This is a genomic window from Effusibacillus sp. SKA8, from assembly GCF_058273125.1.
This window is the reverse complement of the sequence record NZ_JBZCSF010000014.1, coordinates 52,121-73,446: the sequence shown is the minus strand read 5'-3', so window position 1 is coordinate 73,446 and position 21,326 is coordinate 52,121. Positions and strand designations below refer to the sequence as shown.

The following is a 21,326-nucleotide window of genomic DNA, read 5'->3' as shown; positions in this document are numbered from 1 at the left end:
CTCGGGCGACAACCAGCATGTAGAATCAAGTTATGAAAAAAATTTCATGCAAAATATTTCAGACAGAAGACTGGTGGGACGGATGAAACAAGTATTGCTGATTGGAGCCGGCAAAGGCGGCACTTCGATTTTGCGGCTGCTGGCGGATAAGGGGAAAATTCAGGTTGTCGGCGTGGTCGACGTCGACGAGCAGGCGCCGGGCATTCAATTGGCCCGGCAGTTGGGGATTCCGACGGATTGCAGTTTTGACCGGTTTTTCAGCGAACCGTTGGATCTGATCATCGAAGCGACCGGTTCGGAAGAGGCTTATCAAGAGATAGCCAACCGCAAGCCCGCGCATGCCACGTTGATCCCTGGCGCCATTGCGCAGCTTTTGATGTCGTTGCTCGAAGACCGGGAACAGTTGATTTTGCGCTTAACGCAACAGCGCCGGGAGCTGGAAGTGATTCTCAATTCGACCCATGACGGAATGATCGCCGTCGATCAAAATGGAGTCATCCGGCTGTTTAACGCGGCGGCGGAGCGGATTACCGGTATCCCTTCGCAAGACGCGATCGGCTGTCCGGCAAAAGATGTGATTCCGAACACCCGGCTGCACTTGGTGCTGCGGTCGGGTCGGCCGGAACTGAACCAGCTCCAGTCGCTGGACGGGACCCGAATCATTACCAACCGGGTTCCGGTGTCTGACGACAACGGCAATGTGGTCGGGGCCGTCGCCGTTTTTCGCGACGTAACCGAAATCCAGGCGCTGGCGGAAGAAGTGACCAATCTAAAAGAGATCCGGTCTCTGCTAAGCGCCATCATTCATTCGACGCAGGACGCGATTTCGGTAGTGGACGAAAAAGGGTACGGGCTTTTGATCAATCCGGCCTATACACGCTTGACCGGCCTGACCGAGCGGGACGTGTTGGGGAAACCGGCTACCGTCGACATCGCGGAAGGGGAAAGCATGCATATGCGGGTTTTGCAAACCGGGCAAGCCGTGCGGGGCGCCCAGATGAAAGTCGGACCCAACCGCAGGGAGGTGCTGGTGAACGTGGCTCCCGTGCTGGTGGGGGGCAAGTTGAAAGGCAGCGTGGCGGTCATCCAGGATATCTCCGAAATCAAAAAACTGACGGATGAATTGGACGCGGCGAAAAAATTGATCCGCAAACTGGAAGCCAAATATACGTTTGACGACATCATCGGCACGTCGGGAGAAATGCAGATGGCGATCGAACAAGCCAAGCTGGCCGCCCAAACGCCGGCCACCGTTTTGCTGAGAGGGGAATCCGGCACCGGAAAAGAATTGTTCGCGCACGCCATTCACAGCGCGTCCGTCCGCCGTTACAAGCAGTTTATCCGGGTGAACTGCGCGGCGATTTCGGAAACGCTTTTGGAAAGCGAGTTGTTCGGATATGAGGAAGGCGCTTTTACCGGAGCTGTGCGCGGCGGCAAAAAAGGATTGTTTGAAGAGGCGTCCGGCGGAACGATTTTTCTCGATGAAATCGGCGAACTGTCGGTCAGCACTCAGGCGAAGATTTTGCGCGTGCTACAGGAAAAAGAAATTTTGCGCGTCGGCTCTTCCAAACCGATTGCGGTCGATGTCAGGGTAATTGCGGCCACCCACGTCGACCTGGAGCGGGCGATCCGCAGCGGACGTTTTCGCGAGGATTTGTATTACCGCTTGAACGTTTTGCCGATTTGGATTCCGCCGCTTCGGGCGAGGAAAAAAGACCTGCCGGCGCTATGTCTGCAGCTGATCCGCAAGTTGAACCAGGACTATGGGCGCAATGTGGAACGGATAGCGGACGGCGCCCTCGCCAAAATCATGGCGTACGATTGGCCGGGGAATGTGCGCGAACTCGAAAACGTGTTGGGACGCGCCATGATCAACATGCAATTCGGCGAAACGGTAATTGAAGAACGGCATCTTCCGGAGTTGCAGCAGAACCGGCAGCAGCAGGAGCTTCAGGGGCGGCCGAAGGAAACGGTCTCCTTGCCAACCCTTGACGAAGTTGTGGCAGGGGCGGAACGAGATCACATTTTGCGGGCGCTCAGGGCGGCTTCCGGGAACAAAACCAGGGCGGCCCAAATCCTCGGGGTGTCTGTCCGCCACTTATACAACAAGCTGGAGAAATACGGACTGTGAGCAGAGAAACAACCATGAAAAATACTTCATGAAATTTATTTCAGGCAACGTGAACAAAAATTCACAGTTGCTCCTCACAGGCCGGATGGGCGCTTAAAAAAGCGCTTTCCAAGGGTTGGCATAAACTTTGCATTATGCTTATGGCGATCATTCTGAATTCTTTTCACCTCTTTCCTCTTCCGGCGGAATATGGTATGGTGTAGGTATCATAACTTGATATTATTACCTGATCATAATTCCGCGCAAAATTCTTCAAGGGGGCTTTGGCATTGAAGATTTTCGAGTACATGCGGAAGTATGATTACGAACAACTGGTGTTCTGCCAGGATGAAGCGTCCGATTTGAAAGCGATCATCGCGATTCACGACACGACCTTGGGGCCGGCTCTCGGCGGATGCCGAATGTGGACATACGCGTCGGAAGAAGACGCGATTGAAGACGCGCTGCGCCTGGCGCGAGGGATGACATACAAAGCGGCGGTCGCGGGATTGAACTTGGGCGGCGGCAAAACCGTCGTCATCGGCAATCCGAGGACCGATAAGAGCGAGGCGCTGTTTCGGGCATTGGGGCGCTACATTCAGAGTCTGAACGGGCGTTATATCATCGCCGAAGACGTTGGAACCACCGTCCACGACATGGATATTATCCATCAGGAAACCAGGTACGTAACCGGAGTATCGGAAGTCTTCGGCTCGTCCGGCAATCCGTCCCCGATGACGGCGCTTGGCGTGTTTCGGGGGATCCAGGCGTCGGCAAAGGAGGCGTTTGGTTCCGATTCGCTGGAAGGAAAGGTTGTCGCCGTCCAGGGCGTCGGCAATGTCGGGTACCATCTGTGCAAGCACCTGCACGAAGCCGGAGCGAAGTTGATCGCAACCGACATCAACGAAGAGAACCTGAATCGCGTGAAGACCGAATTTGGTGCGCGAGCGGTGGCGCCGGCAGACATCTTCGCGGCGGAATGCGACATTTTCGCGCCCTGCGCGTTGGGGGCGGTCATTAATGATGATACGATTTTGCGGTTAAAGTGCAAAGTCGTCGCCGGTTCGGCCAACAACCAGCTGAAGGAAGAGCGGCATGGGGACAAACTGCAGGAGATGGGAATCCTGTACGCGCCCGATTACGTAATCAACGCGGGCGGATTGATCAACGTCGCCGACGAGTTGGAAGGATACAACGCGGAACGGGCGAAAAAGAAAGTGGAAAATATTTACAACATCTTGTTGAACGTATACAAAATCGCCAGGACGGAAGGGATTCCCACTTACAAAGCGGCGGACCGTTTGGCGGAACAGCGGATTGAGACCCTGCGGCGCACGCGGAGCAGTTTCCTGTTGAATGAGCGGCATCTTCTCAGCAAGTAAAGAGGTTGTTACTTTATCAAGTAAAGCGGTTGTTACGTTTTAAAGAGCTGTCGCTTTGGCGGGAGCGTGCGTTGCTTAGCTTCACTTTGGGGGGAGGACTTATGGCGGAACAATACGATCTTGTGATTCTGGGAGGCGGCACGGGCGGTTACGTGGCTGCAATCCGCGCCGCCCAATTGGGCTTGAAAGTCGCGGTTGTGGAAAAGGAGAAGTTGGGAGGCACCTGCCTGCATAAAGGCTGCATGCCTTCGAAAGCGATGTTGAAAAGCGCCGAGATGTTTCATGTGGCAAAAAAACTCCACGAATTTGGAGTTGTAACGGGGGAAGCGACACTTGATTTCAAACGGGTCGCGGAGCGCAAGGACAAAATCGTGGCCCAGCTTTACAAAGGGGTTCAGCATCTCCTCAAAAAGAACAATGTTCCGGTGCTCGAAGGATTCGGGCGGGTGGCGGGTCCCTCGATTTTTTCGCCGCGGGCCGGCGCCATCCGGGTAGAACGGCCGGGCGGGGAATCCGGAATATTGACTCCCAACAACGTGATTATCGCCACCGGTTCGCGTCCGAAGGCTCTGCCCGGATTGGATTTTGACGGGGACAAAATCATTAACTCGGATCACGCGCTGGAACTGCCCGAAGTCCCAAAATCAATCATCATCATCGGCGCCGGCGCGATCGGCGTCGAATGGGCTTCGATGCTGAACGACTTCGGCTGCGACGTGACACTGGTCGAATCGATGCCGCACATTTTGCCTCTGGAAGACGAAGAGGTGGCCCATGAGCTGGCCCGCAATTTCAAAAAACGAAACATGAAAATCATGACGGACACCCAAGTGTTGCCGGAAACCGTGCGGATTGAGGGTGATCAAGTCTCCGTCCGGGTGCGGCGGGGAGATAAGACGGAAACCCTTTTTGCAGAGAAAATTCTGGTCGCGGTGGGGCGCGAGGCGGTCATTGACAATATCGGCCTGGAAGCTACGGAAGTGAGAGTCGAGCGCGGTTTTATCCAGGTGAATCCCTATATGCAAACGGCCGAATCGAATATTTTTGCGATCGGCGACGTGATCGGCGGTTTGCAGCTGGCCCATGCGGCGGCCCACGAGGGGATTGTGGCTGTCGAAAAAATCGCGGGGTTGCATCCGCATCCCCTCAATTACGACCGCATCCCCCGTTGCACGTATTCCCGGCCGGAAGTGGCCAGCGTGGGAATTACCGAAAAACAGGCGAGAGAACGCGGGCATGAAGTCAAAGTCGGGAGTTTTCCGTTCCGGGCGATCGGCAAAGCCCTGGTGCAAGGGGAAGTGGACGGTTTCGTAAAAATCGTGTCCGACGCCAAAACCGGCGATCTGCTCGGCGTGCACATGATCGGACCGCATGTGACCGACATGATTTCGGAAGCGGGGCTCGCCATGGTACTTGATGCAACCGCTTGGGAAGTCGCGTTGGCGATCCGTCCGCACCCGACCGTTTCGGAAGCGATCGGCGAAGCCGCGCTGGCGGTTGAAGGCCGGGCGATACACTTCTGAGGGAAAAAACATTTCGCGGGAATATTGTCAGGGGAGGAAACAGGATGAGCCGGCATGAAGAGTTGAGCCTTTCAAAAGAGCAACTGTTGGACATGTATTATTACATGCTGTTGGCGCGGCGGCTTGACGAACGCCAATGGCTGTTGAACCGGGCGGGGAAGGTCCCGTTCGTCATCTCATGTCAAGGGCAGGAGGCGGCACAGGTGGGAGCCGCTTACGCATTGGACCGGCAACGGGATTACGTGTGCCCGTATTACCGCGATTTGGGCGTTGCGCTTGTGTTTGGCCAGACCGCGCGGGATGTCATGATGGCCGCATTTGCAAAACCGGAAGATCCCAATTCGGGGGGGCGCCAAATGCCCGGTCACTTCGGCGGCAAAAAATACCGCATCGTCACCGGTTCTTCTCCCGTCGCAACGCAAGTTCCGCATGCGGTGGGGATTGCGCTTGCGGCCAAGCTCCGCGGCGATCGGACAGTTGCGTTCACATCGCTTGGCGAAGGTTCGACCAATCAGGGCGATTTTCACGAAGCCTGCAACTTTGCGGGGGTTCACAAACTGCCTGTGATCTTCTTTGTGGAAAATAACAAATATGCGATCTCGGTTCCGGTGAGCAAACAGCTCGGCTGTGAAAATGTGGCGGACCGCGCCGTCGGATACGGTTTTCCGGGTGTCATAGTGGACGGCAACGACGTATTGGAAGTCTACCGTGTTTTTAAGGAAGCGCACGAACGAGCGCTCAAAGGAGAAGGTCCAACTCTGATCGAGGCCAAGACTTACCGGCTGGTGCCCCATTCCTCCGATGACGACGATCGCACGTACCGTTCCCGCGAGGAAGTGGAAGAAGCCAAGAAGAGAGATCCGATCCTCAGATTCAAGGAGTACCTGCTACAGGAAGGTATTCTGTCGGAGACGTTGGTCAACGAATATGAAGAACGTGTGATGCAGGAAGTCGACGAAGCGACGGAAGCGGCGGAGAAGGCACCTTACGCCGATCCGGAAAGCGCGTTGCTGCACGTCTACGCGGAGTGAGGGGGGATGGGAGATGGCGATCAAAACTTACATTGAAGCGGTGACCGAAGCGCTGGCGGAAGAGATGGAAAAGGATCCGCGCGTCTTTGTTCTGGGGGAGGATGTCGGAGTGCGCGGCGGGGTGTTTCGGACGACTGCGGGCTTGCTCGAAAAATTTGGCGAAAACCGGGTCATGGACACACCGCTGGCGGAATCCGCGATTGTCGGGGTGGCGATTGGCGCCGCGATGGTAGGGATGCGTCCGGTGGCGGAGATCCAATTTGCCGATTTTATTATGCCAGCTTATAACCAGATTGTTTCGGAAGCCGCCCGGATCCGCTACCGGTCGAACGGAGACTGGACTTGTCCCGTCACGATCCGTACTCCCTACGGCGGCGGCGTACACGGAGCGCTGTATCACTCCCAGAGTGTGGAGGCGCTTTTTCACCATGTGCCGGGGCTCAAGATTGTGGCCCCTTCCACGCCTTACGAAGTCAAAGGGTTGCTGAAAGCCGCCATCCGCGACGAAGATCCTGTTTTGTTCCTGGAGCACAAGCGTTGTTACCGTTCCATCAAGGGGGAAGTGCCGGAGGGTGATTATGTGCTGCCGATCGGCAAGGCGGATATAAAGCGGGAGGGAACGGACATTACGGTATTTACCTACGGCCTGATGGTTCACTTCTGCCTGGAAGCGGCGGAGAACCTGGCGCAGGAAGGCATCTCCGTCCAGATCGTCGATCTTGTAAGCCTGAAGCCGCTTGACGTGGAGACGATTTTGGCGGCCGCGAGAAAAACGGGAAAAGTGTTGATCGTCCACGAAGACAACAAATTCGGCGGCATCGGAGCCGAAGTGTCGGCCATCCTGGCGGAAGAGGCGTTGTTCGATCTCGACGCGCCGATCATGCGTTTGTGCGGCCCGGAAATACCGGCGATGCCTTACAGCCCGCCGCTCGAAAAGTTTTACCTGTTAAACCCGCCGAAGATCGCCGACGCGATGCGGAAATTGGCGAAGTTCTAACGGAGAAAACATCCTGTTTTTAAAAGGAGGGGGCGCGGGATGGAAGTAAAGATGCCACAACTTGGCGAATCGGTCACGGAAGGAACGGTTGCAAAATGGCTGAAACAGCCTGGTGACCGGGTTCAGAAATACGATCCGCTGTGTGAAGTGATGACCGATAAGGTGAATGCGGAAATTCCGTCCGATGTAGAAGGGGTGCTGTCCGAAATCCTCGTTCGCGAAGGGGAAACGGTTCCGGTCGGAACGGTGATGGCGGTGATCGCGGAAGATCGGGGGGAATCGGAAGCGGTGGGCCTGGCGCGGCCGGAAACGGATGTTGCGGCAGCCGTTGGCGATACGGTTGGAGCGGTTTTAACGGAAACCGGTGCTGGCAGGTTGGGCCATCCGCGTTTGACTGCACAGACCGGGGGGCCGGAAGAAGGACGGGGGCGGAGCCGGTTTTCTCCGGCGGTCGCCCGCTTGCTGCAGGAGCACAACCTCAATCCGGCGCTGATCGCGGGAACCGGAATTGGCGGGCGGATCACCCGCAAGGACGTTCTTGCGTTTCTGGAACAGGGCGGCACAGCGGCGGGAAGCGGAGGCGGGGAGCCGTTGCCGGCCGCTGCCCCGGAAATTCCGGACCCTCCCGTGCCGGTTAAAGCGGAAGCGGTCGCCGCCGGCGGTTTTAAATTCCCGCCCCAAGCGCAAACTTTGGAAAACGGGGACACAGCAATTCCGGTGACCGCAATCCGCCAGACAATCGCAAAGCGAATGCTGGAAAGCAAACATACGGCGCCCCATGCCTGGACGATGGTGGAAGCGGATGTGACGAATCTGGTGAAGTTCCGCGATTCGGTTAAAGAAGCGTTTCAACAAAAAGAGGGGATTCCGCTTACGTTTTTGCCGTTTTTTATCAAAACGGTGGTGGAATCGCTGAAGGAATACCCGATCTTGAACTCGACATGGGCGGGAGATAAAATTATTGCAAAAAAACGGATTCATATCTCGATCGCCGTGGCGGCAGACGATGCGCTGTTCGTTCCGGTGATCAAAGATGCCGACCGCATGTCGATTTTGGGACTTGCGCATGCGATTCACGATCTGGCGGCGAAGGCGCGTGCCGGCAAGTTGACGCCAGATGACGTTGCGGGCGGAACGTTTACGGTGAACAATACGGGGGCGTTTGGGTCGATTCTGTCCCAGCCGATTCTCAATTCGCCGCAAGCGGCGATTTTGACGACGGAATCGATTGTGAAACGCCCGGTTGTGCTGGACAACGACGCGATCGCCGTCCGGTCGATGATGAACTTGTGTTTGTCGCTCGATCACCGGGTGCTCGACGGGTTTGTGTGCGGAAAATTTCTCGCTGCGGTGAAGCGGCGTCTCGAGTCTTTTGACGGCAGCAGCGTCAATTTATATTAATGTCGCTGCAGGGATTCAAACGTGTCACGGCGTAAACGCCGAATCACCCTATGGAGGTGTGAAGGGTGGAAGAACTCAATGTTATAACCGAGCCGCAACCGCATCCGGATCGACCGCTGCGGCGGCCGGAGTGGTTGAAGATCCGGCTGAACACGAATCAAAATTTTGCGGAACTGAAAGAGTTGATGCGGGGGAACCGGCTTCACACGGTTTGCGAGGAAGCGCGCTGCCCGAACATTTTTGAATGTTGGGCGAACCGGACGGCCACGTTCATGATCCTCGGCTCGGTCTGTACGCGGGCATGCCGGTTTTGCGCGGTCACAACCGGTATGCCGACCGAACTGGATTGGGAAGAACCGATCCGCGTCGCCGAGTCGGTTGAAGCCATGGGATTGCAGCATGTCGTGGTGACTTCGGTTGCGCGGGATGATTTGCGCGATGGCGGAGCGGCGATTTTTGCAGCCACGATCCGGGCGATTCGCGAGAAGCGTCCATGGTGTTCGGTCGAGGTTTTGATTCCCGACTTTCAGGGCAATCGGGATGCGTTGAAAGCGGTAATGGATGCGCGGCCGGACATCTTGAACCACAATATCGAGACTGTCCGCCGGTTGTCGGATAAGGTGCGGGCGAAGGCGAAATACGACCGCTCGCTGGAACTGCTGCGGCGGGCGAAGAAACTGCGGCCCGATATTCCCACAAAGTCGAGCATCATGCTCGGTGTAGGCGAAACTTACGAAGAGGTTCTGCAAACGATGGACGATTTGCGGGCTGTCGATTGTGACATTCTGACCATCGGGCAGTACCTGCAGCCCACCAGGCAGCATCTGGATGTTGTCCGCTTCTGGACGCCGGAAGAGTTTGCCGCTCTGAAAGAAGAAGGAATGAAGCGGGGGTTCAAACATGTCGAGTCCGGCCCGCTGGTGCGGAGTTCGTACCATGCGCACGAACAGGTTCAACAAGCGGAAGCGCGTTTGAAATAGCGAAAGGCCCTCGCGGAGTGCGGGGGTTCTTTTCGTATTCGTTTTGCGGGGGGTCAGCATTCGTTTTCGGTAGGGATACGGATTGCCATTATGTTGCGATTGCATGAATTACGAGAGAGGGCGCGATATGAAGACAAATTTCCGGATCATTGATCTTGGACAGATGGAATACGGAGCCGCTTTTGACCTGCAAAAACGGGCGGTGCAGGAAGTTATGGCGGATGGGGCGACCGGCCGTGTCTATTTGCTGGAACATCCACCGGTATACACGATCGGCCGTGCCGGCGGTGAACATCACGTGTTGGTTGACGAAACCCAATTGAAGGAGTTGGGCATTTCGCTTTTTGAAGCGGATCGCGGCGGGGATGTCACGTATCATGGACCCGGCCAACTGGTCGGGTATCCGATTCTGCCCTTAAGCCGCTGGGGAAACGATGTGCGTCAATATATCCGGATGCTTGAGGAGGTTGTGACCCGATTTTTGCGGGAATACGGCATAGAAAGCGGGCGGATCGAAGGACTGTCGGGCGTCTGGGTGGGAGACGAAAAAATCTGCGCCATCGGTGTCAAGGCAACCCGCGACCGGGAGGGCAAAACATTCGTCACGTCCCACGGTTTCGCTTTGAATGTACAGCCGGATCTGTCGCATTTTTCCCATATTATTCCCTGCGGGATTGCGGACAAAGGGGTAACCTCCGTGCAGAAACTGCTGGGATGTGAAATTCCGATGGATGAAGTGAAACGCGGATGGGCAAGGTCTTTTGAAGAAGTGTTTGACGTGCGGTGCGAGTGGCAAGGTCTCTAGTTTTACCCGTTTTGTTTTCGTTTTAATACGTAAATCTCTTTGTCGTGTTCGCCGGTTTTGTAAACGAGAAACTGTACGGATTCGGAAATATCGTCAAGCCGCTCTTCGACTTTGTCCAGGCGGGCTTCCACCCTGTCAAGCCGCTCTTCGACTTTCTCCAGGCGGGCTTCGACCCCGTCAAGCCGCTCTTCGACTTTCTCCAAACGCGCTTCCACCCTGTCAAGCCGTGTTTCAATTTTGTCAAGCCGTTCGTGGGTACGTTGCATTTCGCCCTGCAGGTTACGGACGTCCAGAGTCAGTGCCGTCAATTTCGCATTGGTAACCTGCTGGTTTTCGAGAATCGCATTCAGTATCGTTTTCATTTCCTCCATCTCTGAATTGTCACCTCCTCGCCAGAGTTTTGGTACAACAAATTTTGGTACAAACCCACAATATAACATTATCATAAAAAGGGTGCACGTGGCACTTTTTTCATGATCTGAATTTATAAAATTTGATGATCCTGTTGGGGTGAAAAAATTTTTGCGAGAAGTGTGACTATTTACGTTGACAGTCGTATTACAGGATGGGAGGTACAATTTCGAAGCGGAATGGGCGCGGGATGATCACCCTGAATTCCGGCAAAGCGCTTGTCGCGTTGCGGGCAGACCACAGGAAATCAGATTGGGCGGATTCGCGCCAGGGGAGGAGGGAAGCCGTTGTTCTCCGGCGGAAAGAAACTCGGGACGGGTTTGGCGGAAACTACGGACCCGGATAAAAGGGACCGGCATGTCCATCCGGTTACGTCAGAACGTTTTGCAGCCTTGTACGATGAGTATTTTGACAAGGTGAACCGGTATTTGCGGTATCGCATCGGCAACTACTGGGATGCCGACGATGTGACCACCCTGGTTTTCACCAAGGCGTATGAAGTATGTATGCGCGGCGGGATCACGGAGCATTTCGGTCCCTGGATTTTCCGGGTGGCGCAAAACGCCTATATCGATTACTTGAGAAAAAAGGGCCGTTCGTTGATTGACGGCCAGGAGTTGAATAGCGATTTGTCGGACGGCATCTGGCAGACGGAGGAGGAAATCGTCAGCAAGGAAAACGTGAGAACTTTGCATGAGATGCTGGCGCAATTGCCTGATGAATACCGGGATGTCGTGTCCATGAAATATGTGGCGGAATTAAAGATCAGCGAGATCGCGGCTGTACTCGACAAGACGGAAGGGGCGGTAAAAACGCTGCTGTACAGGGCGATCCGGAAGCTTCGCGGCATGTATGAGGAATTGGAAAGGAGGGAGAGACATGAATAACGAGCAATGGGAACGCGATGAGATTCTTCCCCCGCAGCTTGCCCGGGATTTGTCGTCCTTGCGGGATTCGATTCAAGCCAACGAATTGCTGCGCGCAAAACTCCGAAAGCAGTTGCTTGCCGGCATCTCTGCCGCGTCGGACGACCGTCCCCGGCTGCAGAAAAATCAACGTGCCGGCATCCTGTTTGGCAAATGGGCTGTTCCCGTCGCCGTCGCGTTATTGGTTACGCTGCTGGCATTCTATCTCTCTTCGCCGAAAGAAACGGATGAAAAAAGTGTGGAGGTTGTCCAGCAACGGCAGTTGTTTCCTGTGGAGTTGGAAGCTTTGCCTCCCGCCTTGACAAGCGATGCCCGCTTTCTGGCGTTTGAGAAGAACAAAACGGTCTGGATTCGCGGAATGGACAGCGGGTTTGACCAGGAATTGCTTCCGGCTCCCGCTGAAGGTTCTTACCGGGACCCGTCCTTCTCGCCCGACGGTGCGACCGTTGCGGTCAGTATCGAACGGCAGGGACAATCGAAAATCGGTGCCGTTTCTTTCCGGACCCGCGAAGTCCGGCAGCTGACCGCTCCGCCGCCGGGGTATACGGACAGAACCCCCGTTTTTTCCAAAGACGGAAGGTATATCGCGTTTATCAGAACCAAGGTGGAGGGGCGCCGGGGACCGGGTGAAACGGACGGCGAGTTATGGATTATGAAAACGGACGGTTCCGGCGCCAAAAAGGTGGCGGATCGGGCCGCAACGCCCGTCTGGTCGCCCGACGGCAGCAAACTGGCGTTTTCCCGCCCGGCCGGAGGGGAGAGGGACGGAAAAAGGGAGATATGGTCTGTCGACCGGAACGGCCGGAACGAAAAAAAGCTGGCCGAGGGGCTGATGCCGGTATGGTCGCCTGACGGGGCGTACATTGCCTATGTCTATCCGAACGTCACCTACAGGGTCTTGCAGGCGGCGGCCGACGGCAGGCCGGTGTACCAGGTGGAAGAGAAACGGCAGGAGATCTGGCTGATGACAGAATCGGGCGAACACAAAACCCGTTTGACCAATATTTCCGTCGTTCCGGCAAAAGATGAACAGGAGTGGCTGCAAGAGGTGCAAAACCGGGGAACCGGCGGTCCGCAAACATTGGCGGCAACCGCAAGCGTGGTAGACTGGGCGCCGCTTTGGGGCGGCAACAATGAGTTCGTCTTGTACTTTGTGCGGCAGACGGAACGGGAGAAACGATTTTATCTGCAGCGTTTGGAACTGCGCTTTGAGTAAAAAACGGCGCGGGAAGGATGGGATGAGGAGAGGCATGAATATTTTGCGATTGATTACCGTATTTGCGGTTGCGATGTTTGGACCCGGCACTTTCAACGCGGACGCTCTCGCCGCCAGGGAACCGGAATCCGTCTTTATGACGGCCGAGGCGGGTGTAAACGGGTATTATAAGCCGGAAAGCTGGGCCCCGGTCAAAATTACCGTGACCAGTCGGGGACCGGCCGTCGAAGGAGTGTTGCGCGTGTGGGGGCGGAAGCTGCCTGCAGAGGTATACGAAAAGCAGATTCGGGTCCCGGCGGGAAAGTCGGAGACGGCGGTCATGGAAATTCCCGGCGGCCTGTTGAATTCGGATACCAGGGTTACGCTGCTGGAAAACGGGCAGGAGCGGGAGGAGATTCCCCTGAAAGGAACTCCGCACATTGGGGTCATGGTCGGCACGATCGGCGAGAAAAATCTGTTTTCCTTCATGGACCGGAAGGAAGATCCGTATGGGGGCAGAGTCAACGTTCAATCGTTGTCTGCGGCGGATGTCGGGCCGCTTGCCGCATTGGATTCCCTCGATGTGATTGTGATCAACGATCCGGCGCTGACACTCTCGCCCGAGCAGACAAACGCCCTCCGGCAATGGGTGGAGTTGGGCGGCACCCTGGTGGCGGGACATCCGTTCGCTGCAGCCGCTCAAGCCGATCAAGCCGATGGTCTGAAGGATTTGCTGCCCTTCACCTCGAACGGTCTGACACAGACAAATTTGAACGTTTTCAACCGGTATGCTCCAGGTTCGCCGCTTGCCGGGGTTTTGCCGGTTGCGAAGGCACAATCCGTAGACGGGAAGGTGCTGCTGGAGGAAGGGGAAACGGTTCTGGTCGCCGCCAAAAAAGTCGGTCTTGGGCAAGTGATCCGGACGGCTTACGATTTGCAAGCGAGTTCCCTCGTGTCTTGGGACGGCAACTCCGAACTGTGGGAGAGGATCCTGTTTGGCAACCGTTCGCTTGCGGGAAAAAACATGCCGAAAGGGGAGGGGATCGGGTATCTGACGGGACCCAGCCGCTATCTTCCGCAGTCGCAGCTCGTCCCGATCGGAACCGCGATCGTCGTCATCCTGATGTATGTGCTGGTCGCGGGGCCGGGGATTTATTTCGTTTTGCGCCGGAGGGACAAGCGGGAATGGGGATGGCTGGCTGTGCCTTCTCTGGCGCTGCTGTCGACTGGCGGAATTCTTGCGGCGGGATTGGCGGCCCGAAACGACGGACCGATCAATCAGGCGGCGGGTGTCGTGGAGATTGCAAACCCTCATTTTGCAAGGGTGGAAGCCGCTCATTCGTTTGTCGTGAGAAACGGGGGTGATTACGAAGTCGAAGCCGCGGCGGATACGCTGCTCAGACCGTTCGGTGGAGGCGGCGACCGGTCGTCCGCGCCGCTGATGAGATCCGATCAGCAAAAACAGGTGGTGTACTTTTCTGATGTCGACTATATGACGCTGCGGCAGGCGCTGGTTAAAGGGGCCGTCAGGAACCCGGGAGAGATAGAGGCGGATCTGTCGGTGCAAGAGGGGACGCTGGCCGGTACAATTACCAACCGTACCCGTTTTGCGCTGCGCGATGTGCGGATGGTCGTCGGTTCGAGAGTGATCGTGGTGCCGGATCTGCCGGTCGGCAAAAGCCAGGACATTTTGGTGCAGCTTGAAAACCGTCCGGGTCCGCCCGACATTGACCGCGGCCGGCCCTATCCGGCGGACCTGATGCCGGTTGGCGCCAAAGGATGGGGAATCATTCAGCGGTATGATCAGATTCTGGATTATGCAAATCGCCGCACGCCGTTTGAAAACGGCATCGTCACTCTCCTGGGGTGGACGGAAGACCCGCTTGACATCGCTACAGTCAGGGGACAACCGAATGAGCGCGGCGCCCTGTACCTTGTTCGCCAGGAATTGGCTTTGAAATATAAACCGGGAAGCAAGGTGTTACTACCCGCCGATCTTCTGCCGTCGCGGGTCGTCGAAATCACGGGCGGATTCGGGATGGATACGTCGGCTGTAAAAACAGTGGGAGGCCAGGGGCAGATCACAATCGAAATGCAAACCAAGCCGGTTTCCTCGTTGCAAGTCGGACGGATCCGGATTCAAGCCGATGAGGAGGAATCGCAACTGTTTGAGAAAAGGATTTTCAACTGGAAAACCATGCAATGGGAAGAGTTTCCCAAAAACGGCGGGCTGACCATCGAGCGGGATCGAGTCGACGCGTATCTGCAAAACGGCAACTGGCTGCGCATCCAATACCGAAACCCGTTTCCGGATCACCGGCCCGTACCGCGGTTACACATTCTTGTCGAAGGGGAGGTGACCGCATGATTCGAATCGAGGGCCTGACCAAGAAGTACGGAAAGTTTGTTGCCTTGGCGGATTTGGATCTTTATATTCCGAAAGGCTCCGTCTTTGGCTTTGTGGGGCCGAACGGAGCGGGGAAAACGACCACCATGTCCATTTTGGCGACCCTTTTGGAACCGACCGGCGGCAAGGCTTACATCGGGGATTTCGAAGTGACGGAACAGCCGCGTGAGGTGCGGCAACTTGTCGGCTACATGCCCGATTTTTTCGGGGTGTACGATAATTTGAAAACAGTCGAGTATCTCGAATTTTACGCGGCGGCTTACGACATTCCCGCAAACAGGCGGCCCGCGCTGATCCGCGATTTGCTTGAACTGGTGAATCTCTCGGAAAAAGCGGATTCCTACGTGGACTATCTGTCGCGAGGAATGAAACAACGGTTGGGTCTGGCGAGAAGTCTCGTTCACGATCCCGAAGTGTTGATTTTGGACGAACCGGCATCCGGTCTGGACCCGAGAGCCCGCATCGAAATGAAAGAAATCTTGAAAGAATTGCGCCGCATGGGCAAAACCATTCTCATCAGTTCCCACATTCTTCCGGAACTGGCCGAAATGTGCACCGATATCGGCGTAATTGAGGCGGGCAAACTGGTGACGGTGGGAAAAGTGGAGGAAATCAAGGCACAGGTGTACGGGCACCGGCTGTTGAAAATCGGGTTGTTGCCGGACGCCGGCCGGGAGGAGTTGCGGCGGGCCGCGGCTCTGTTGGAGGGGAAGCCGGGCGTTGTGAAAAGCAAAGTTGCGGATGGCGAACTGCACGTTACCTTTGACGGGACAGAACGGGAGCAGCGGGAATTGCTAAAACACCTTGTGCAAGAGGAAATTCCCGTTATCAATATGCGGGAAGACACCGGGAATCTGGAAGACCTGTTTCTGGCGATCACGAAGGGGGTGGGAACATGAACCGGATTCTTTCGGGCTTTTCCAATCCCGTACTGGTAAAAGAATTTCGCCAGCGCTGGCGGACTGTCAAAACCCCCTTGATTATCGCGTTTTATTTGCTGGCTGTCGGCGGCATGTCAGTGTTTTTGATGTATCAGGAAATTTACCTGCAAGGGTTTATCGAGATCGGGAGGAGCAAACCGATGTTTATCGGCCTGGCGTTGGTGCAGATGGCGCTGATCGCCTTTGTCGCGCCCGGGCTGTCGGCCGGCACCGTCAGCGGCGAACGGGAGAGACAGACGCTGAACCTTTTGCTGACGACCCATCTCTCGCCTGCGTCGATCGTCATCGGCAAACTGCTGGCTTCCGTGTCGTTTATTCTGCTGTTGATCGTTGCGACCCTGCCGATCTACGCGCTGGTGCTTTTATACGGCGGGATCTCGCCGCTGCAGTTGCTGGAAGTCTTCGGGTTGTTCATCCTGACCGTTTTGTTTTGCGCGTCGTTCGGGATTCTCTGTTCCGTTTGGTTTAAACGCACCAGCGTCAGCACGGTTGTCGCCTACGGTTTTTTGTTCGTTTTTCTCGCGGGATCGCTGTTCTTGTCTGTTGAGATTGAACAATTGCTGTGGAACGGAAACCGCTATCCGAATCATCCGTTTCTGCAAAACAATCCGTTTTTGAATTCGCTGCCCGTGATTTTTCAAAGTTTGAATCCGGCGATGATGCTGGTCGAACTGTTCGAACCGAGACGGATTCCCAATGTTCCCCGCTACCCGGGGAGTCCGGTTCTCGACATGTGGGTGACCGATCCCTGGCCGATTTTTCTGTCGGTTTTTCCTTTGCTGATTTTGCTGTTTCTCGCGCTGGGCGTGTATTTGCTGCATCCGGTGCGCCCCAAACCGGCCTGGTGGAAGCGAAAATCCGGAAACGGATGAACGGGAGCCGATCGGCTCTCTTTTTTTCTGTATGTATCTCGTTTCACAGTGTGATATAATAGTTTCAAAAAAAAGACAAATTACAGAAAGATAAGGGTAGGAGGGGCCTCTGTGTCGGAGTTCAAAGAGAGACTTCAAGCTTGGCAAGAAAAGACAAGGAAAGCGGTTTCAAGATTTCCGGAACGTAAAGAACGGTTTGCCACGTCCAGCGACATTGAGGTAGACCGGCTCTACATGCCGAAAGGCGAAGAACAACAAAAAGAGTACTTGGAAAAACTGGGATTTCCGGGCGAATATCCGTATACCCGCGGGATTCAGCCGACGATGTACCGCGGCCGTTACTGGACGATGCGGCAGTATGCCGGATTCGGTTCGGCGGAAGAAACCAACCGGCGTTTCCGCTACCTGCTGGAACAGGGGCAGACGGGTTTGTCGACAGCGTTTGATCTCCCGACCCAGATCGGTTATGACGCCGACGATCCGATGGCCCGCGGCGAAGTCGGAAAAGTGGGGGTCTCCATTTCTTCTCTCGCGGATATGGAAACTTTGTTTCAGGGAATCCCGCTCGATAAGGTCAGCACTTCCATGACGATCAACGCCCCCGCGTCGGTCCTGCTGGCGATGTACATAGCCGTCGGCGAAAAGCAGGGCGTTTCCTCCGACAAATTGACCGGCACGATTCAAAACGATATTTTGAAAGAGTATGTGGCGCGTGGAACTTACATTTACCCGCCGAAGCCTTCGATGCGGCTGATCACCAACATTTTCGAATACTGCGCGGAAAAAGTGCCCAACTGGAACACGATCTCGATTTCCGGTTACCATATCAGGGAAGCGGGTTCCACCGCAGTGCAGGAAGTCGCCTTTACCCTGTCCAACGCCATCGCCTATGTGCAAGCGGCGATTGACGCGGGATTGCCGGTTGACAAGTTTGCGCCCCGGCTGTCGTTTTTCTTTAATGCCCACAACAACTTCCTGGAAGAGATCGCGAAGTTCAGGGCGGCACGGCGGATTTGGGCGAAGATCATGCGGCACCGTTTCAAAGCCGAGGACCCCAAGTCCTGGCAGCTTCGTTTCCACACGCAAACCGGTGGTTCCACGCTCACCGCGCAGCAGCCTGACAACAACATCGTGCGGGTGACGATTCAAGCTCTGGCGGCCGTGCTGGGCGGAACCCAGAGTCTGCACACGAATTCCCGCGACGAAGCGTTGGCGCTGCCGACTGAGGAATCGGCGAGAATCGCCCTGCGCACGCAGCAAATTATCGCGTACGAAAGCGGTGTCGCGGATACGGTCGACCCGCTCGGCGGTTCTTATTATATTGAGGCGCTGACAGACGAAATCGAAGCCCGCGTCTGGGAATACATCGAGAAGATCGACGAGATGGGCGGCGCTGTTGCGGCGATTGAAGCGGGCTACATGCAGCGGGAAATCCAGCACGCGTCCTATCAAACGCAGATGGCGATCGAATCCGGCGAACAAATTGTGGTCGGGATGAACAAATTCAAATTGGACAACGAACCGCAGCCGGAACTGCTTCGCGTCAATCCGGAATTGGGCCGCATTCAGGCGGAGCGATTGGCGAAGCTCCGGTCCGAACGGAACAACGAGGAAGTTCAGAAACGCTTGCAAGCGTTGAAACAGGCGGCGGAAGGACAAGCCAATCTGATGCCGTACATCCTTGATGCTGTCCGCGTGTACGCGACCACCGGCGAAATCTGCAACGTGATGCGTACTGTTTTCGGCGAATATCGGCCCTCATTGTTCTAAAATATCGCTTTGAGGTATCAGCCGACTGAATGCTCGCTCACAATCCAGGGAAGGCAATGATCCCGTTTCGAAAAAGGGGAGAACGGAAATGGAACATAAAATTCGTGTATTGGTTGCGAAACCGGGCCTTGACGGTCATGACCGAGGAGCTTTGGTCGTTGCGCAAGGGTTGCGCGACGCCGGAATGGAAGTGATTTACACCGGTTTGCGGCAGACGCCGGAACAGATCGTGGCGGCCGCAATTCAGGAAGATGTCGATTGCATCGGCTTGTCTTCCCTTTCGGGAGCGCATATGGAACTGTTTCCGGAAGTCGTCCGTTTGTTGAAAGAACAGGGTGTCGACGACATTTTGGTCATCGGCGGCGGCGTGATTCCCGATGAGGACATCGAACCTTTGAAACAGGCCGGGATTGCCGCGATCTTCACACCGGGGACCCCGATTCGGGAAACGGCCGATTTTATCAGGAAACATGTGAAGAGAGGAGCGGCGTCATGACGGGCATATTAAAAATCGACCACCTTGGCATCGCCGTCGAGAGCATCGAGAAGACGCTTCCGCTGTACGAAGGGCCGATCGGCCTGCAAGTCATCCACGAGGAAGTGATTGAAGACCAAAAAGTGCGGGCTGTGTTTTTGGCTGTCGGCGAGAGCACCGTGGAACTCCTGGAACCGACCGCGCCCGACAGTCCAATTGCGGTTTTTCTGCGGAAAAAAGGCCCCGGCATCCATCATGTGGCGTATGCCGTCACTGACATTGAGGCAAAGCTTGCGGAGGCGAAAGCGGCGGGCGTCCGACTGATCGACGAAAAACCGCGCCCCGGCGGGCATGGAAAGCTGATCGCCTTTCTGCATCCGAAAGATACCTTTGGCGTATTGACCGAGTATTGCCAACGAGTTGATTAAAACGAATCGACTCATTTAAATATTTTTTGAAAAGTGTTAGACGGGTTCCCGCCAAAGTACCCGGAATCGGTTGCAGAACCGTTTGTTACTTGGGCGGGCATAGTATTGGGGGGTCTTGAGTGGAGAGCAAAATCAGAGAACTGCACGAACGCCGCCGGAAAGTGGAACTGGGCGGCGGCGACAAGCGAATTGCGCAGCAGCATGAAAAAGGAAAGCTTACGGCGCGGGAACGGCTTGACATTCTCTTGGATGAGGGGACGTTTCGCGAACTGAATCCGTTTATCGAGCACCGCGCGTCGCATTTTGGCATGGCCGAGGTGGAGGCGCCGGGCGAAGGCGTGGTGACCGGTTGGGGAAAGATCAACGGCCGGTTGGTGTATGTGTTTGCCCAGGACTTCACCGTTTTTGGCGGCGCCCTTGGCGAAATGCACGCCAAGAAGATCGCTACAATTATGGACTTGGCTGCGAAAAACGGAGCCCCGATCATCGGGCTGAACGATTCCGGCGGAGCGCGGATTCAGGAAGGCGTGATTTCCCTCGACGGATACGGGCATATTTTCTACCGGAACGCGATTTATTCCGGCGTTGTGCCGCAAATTTCCATCATCATGGGGCCTTGTGCCGGGGGAGCCGTCTATTCGCCGGCAATCACCGATTTTATTTTCATGGTGGAGAAGACTTCGCAAATGTTTATCACCGGACCCAAGGTGATCGAGGCGGTCACGGGGGAAAAAATTTCTGCGGAAGACTTGGGCGGCGCGAAAGTCCAGTCGAGCGTGTCCGGTGTGGCTCATTTTACCGGTCCGTCGGAAGAGGACGTGCTGAACGAGGTGCGGCGCCTGTTGTCGTTCCTGCCTGACAATAACATGGAAGACCCGCCGCAAGTGGCGGCTCCTGACGATGACGGGTGGATCGAGGAATTGCTCGATGTGGTTCCTGTGGACGGCACAAAGGTCTACGATGTCCGGGACGTTATTCACCTGGTTGTCGACCACGGGGACTTTATGGAAGTACAGCCGACGTTTGCGAAAAATGCGGTAGTCGGTTTTGCGCGAATCAACGGGCATGCGGTGGGAATTGTCGCCAATCAGCCGAAATTCATGGCCGGCGGTTTGGACATCGACTCTTCCGATAAAATCGCACGCTTTATCCGATTCTGCGATTCCTTCAATATTCCGTTGATCACCTTTGAGGACGTCACCGGCTTCATCCCGGGGGTCAAGCAGGAACACGGCGGTATCATCCGACACGGGGCGAAGATCCTGTACGCTTACTCCGAGGCGACGGTGCCGAAAATCACTGTGATTTTGCGCAAAGCGTTCGGGGGAGCGTATGTGGCGATGAACTCAAAAGCGATTGGAGCGGATCTGGTTTATGCCTGGCCGACCGGCGAAGTGGCCGTCATGGGGTCGGAAGGGGCGGCCAATATCATCTTTGCCAAAGAAATCGCGGAAAGCCCCGATCCGGCTGCAACGCGGGCGGCAAAGATCGCTGAGTATAAGGAGAAATTTGCCAATCCTTATGTGGCGGCGGCTGCCGGTATGGTGGATGATGTGATCGATCCGCGGGAGACGCGGTTAAAACTGAAAGAAGCTCTGGAGTTGCTCCGCAACAAACGGGATACCAGACCGCCCAAAAAACACGGCAACATCCCGCTGTAATAAGCGATAGA

18 protein-coding genes are annotated in these 21,326 nt (G+C 55.7%); 17 read left to right on the top strand and 1 reads right to left on the bottom strand.

Annotation, left to right across the window (positions count from 1 at the left end):
- Positions 1 to 82 precede the first annotated feature (82 nt).
- From AC4ED1_RS12090 to lipB, 8 genes are all read left to right on the top strand, one after another.
- Positions 83 to 2,131, top strand: coding sequence for a sigma 54-interacting transcriptional regulator (locus tag AC4ED1_RS12090; RefSeq protein ID WP_490938920.1), 2,049 nt, complete (start codon positions 83 to 85; stop codon positions 2,129 to 2,131).
- A 263-nt stretch (positions 2,132 to 2,394) separates the two neighbouring features.
- Positions 2,395 to 3,492, top strand: coding sequence for a Glu/Leu/Phe/Val family dehydrogenase (locus AC4ED1_RS12085; RefSeq protein ID WP_490938918.1), 1,098 nt, complete (start codon positions 2,395 to 2,397; stop codon positions 3,490 to 3,492).
- Positions 3,493 to 3,593: 101 nt separating this feature from the next.
- Positions 3,594 to 5,015 (top strand): dihydrolipoyl dehydrogenase, encoded by a 1,422-nt coding sequence (lpdA, locus tag AC4ED1_RS12080; protein WP_490938916.1) that lies wholly within the window; start codon positions 3,594 to 3,596, stop codon positions 5,013 to 5,015.
- A gap of 44 nt (positions 5,016 to 5,059) precedes the next feature.
- Positions 5,060 to 6,046, top strand: coding sequence for a thiamine pyrophosphate-dependent dehydrogenase E1 component subunit alpha (locus AC4ED1_RS12075; protein WP_490938914.1), 987 nt, complete (start codon positions 5,060 to 5,062; stop codon positions 6,044 to 6,046).
- A 13-nt stretch (positions 6,047 to 6,059) separates the two neighbouring features.
- Entirely contained in the window at positions 6,060 to 7,043 is a 984-nt protein-coding gene (locus AC4ED1_RS12070; protein ID WP_490938912.1) for an alpha-ketoacid dehydrogenase subunit beta, read from the top strand.
- Between the two features lie 39 nt (positions 7,044 to 7,082).
- Positions 7,083 to 8,444 carry a dihydrolipoamide acetyltransferase family protein gene (locus AC4ED1_RS12065; RefSeq protein ID WP_490938910.1) on the top strand — a complete coding sequence of 454 codons (1,362 nt, stop codon included), beginning with the start codon at positions 7,083 to 7,085 and terminating at the stop codon, positions 8,442 to 8,444.
- Positions 8,445 to 8,509: 65 nt separating this feature from the next.
- Positions 8,510 to 9,424 carry a lipoyl synthase gene (gene lipA, locus AC4ED1_RS12060; protein WP_490938908.1) on the top strand — a complete coding sequence of 305 codons (915 nt, stop codon included), beginning with the start codon at positions 8,510 to 8,512 and terminating at the stop codon, positions 9,422 to 9,424.
- 127 nt (positions 9,425 to 9,551) lie between these two features.
- The gene (gene lipB / locus AC4ED1_RS12055; protein WP_490938906.1) at positions 9,552 to 10,229 is read left to right on the top strand and encodes a lipoyl(octanoyl) transferase LipB; all 678 of its coding nucleotides are present in this window, start codon (positions 9,552 to 9,554) and stop codon (positions 10,227 to 10,229) included.
- 2 nt (positions 10,230 to 10,231) lie between these two features.
- Here the strand turns inward: lipB and AC4ED1_RS12050 are convergent, their stop codons facing one another.
- Positions 10,232 to 10,600: a coiled-coil domain-containing protein gene (locus AC4ED1_RS12050; RefSeq protein WP_490938904.1), complete on the bottom strand. Its 369-nt coding sequence runs from the start codon at positions 10,598 to 10,600 to the stop codon at positions 10,232 to 10,234.
- A gap of 327 nt (positions 10,601 to 10,927) precedes the next feature.
- Between AC4ED1_RS12050 and AC4ED1_RS12045 the strand changes: the two genes are divergently transcribed.
- The 9 genes from AC4ED1_RS12045 to AC4ED1_RS12005 all read left to right on the top strand — a co-directional run bounded on the left by AC4ED1_RS12045 (position 10,928) and on the right by AC4ED1_RS12005 (position 21,315).
- On the top strand, positions 10,928 to 11,527 hold the full coding sequence (locus AC4ED1_RS12045) for an RNA polymerase sigma factor (RefSeq protein ID WP_490938902.1): 600 nt from the start codon (positions 10,928 to 10,930) through the stop codon (positions 11,525 to 11,527).
- On the top strand, positions 11,520 to 12,782 hold the full coding sequence (locus AC4ED1_RS12040; protein WP_490938900.1) for a TolB family protein: 1,263 nt from the start codon (positions 11,520 to 11,522) through the stop codon (positions 12,780 to 12,782). Before AC4ED1_RS12045 ends, AC4ED1_RS12040 begins: the two co-directional genes overlap by 8 nt.
- 34 nt (positions 12,783 to 12,816) lie before the next feature.
- Positions 12,817 to 15,129 (top strand): DUF8725 domain-containing protein, encoded by a 2,313-nt coding sequence (locus AC4ED1_RS12035; protein WP_490938899.1) that lies wholly within the window; start codon positions 12,817 to 12,819, stop codon positions 15,127 to 15,129.
- Positions 15,126 to 16,067: an ABC transporter ATP-binding protein gene (locus AC4ED1_RS12030; RefSeq protein ID WP_490938897.1), complete on the top strand. Its 942-nt coding sequence runs from the start codon at positions 15,126 to 15,128 to the stop codon at positions 16,065 to 16,067. The genes AC4ED1_RS12035 and AC4ED1_RS12030 overlap by 4 nt, the downstream gene beginning before the upstream one ends.
- Positions 16,064 to 16,981, top strand: a complete 918-nt coding sequence (locus AC4ED1_RS12025; protein WP_490938895.1) for an ABC transporter permease — start codon at positions 16,064 to 16,066, stop codon at positions 16,979 to 16,981. Before AC4ED1_RS12030 ends, AC4ED1_RS12025 begins: the two co-directional genes overlap by 4 nt.
- A 111-nt stretch (positions 16,982 to 17,092) precedes the next feature.
- On the top strand, positions 17,093 to 18,751 hold the full coding sequence (locus AC4ED1_RS12020; protein WP_490938893.1) for an acyl-CoA mutase large subunit family protein: 1,659 nt from the start codon (positions 17,093 to 17,095) through the stop codon (positions 18,749 to 18,751).
- Positions 18,752 to 18,839: 88 nt separating this feature from the next.
- Positions 18,840 to 19,247, top strand: coding sequence for a cobalamin B12-binding domain-containing protein (locus AC4ED1_RS12015; protein WP_490938891.1), 408 nt, complete (start codon positions 18,840 to 18,842; stop codon positions 19,245 to 19,247).
- Entirely contained in the window at positions 19,244 to 19,654 is a 411-nt protein-coding gene (gene mce / locus AC4ED1_RS12010; RefSeq protein WP_490938889.1) for a methylmalonyl-CoA epimerase, read from the top strand. The genes AC4ED1_RS12015 and mce overlap by 4 nt, the downstream gene beginning before the upstream one ends.
- A 119-nt stretch (positions 19,655 to 19,773) precedes the next feature.
- Positions 19,774 to 21,315: an acyl-CoA carboxylase subunit beta gene (locus AC4ED1_RS12005; RefSeq protein ID WP_490938887.1), complete on the top strand. Its 1,542-nt coding sequence runs from the start codon at positions 19,774 to 19,776 to the stop codon at positions 21,313 to 21,315.
- The last annotated feature ends 11 nt before the right edge of the window (positions 21,316 to 21,326 follow it).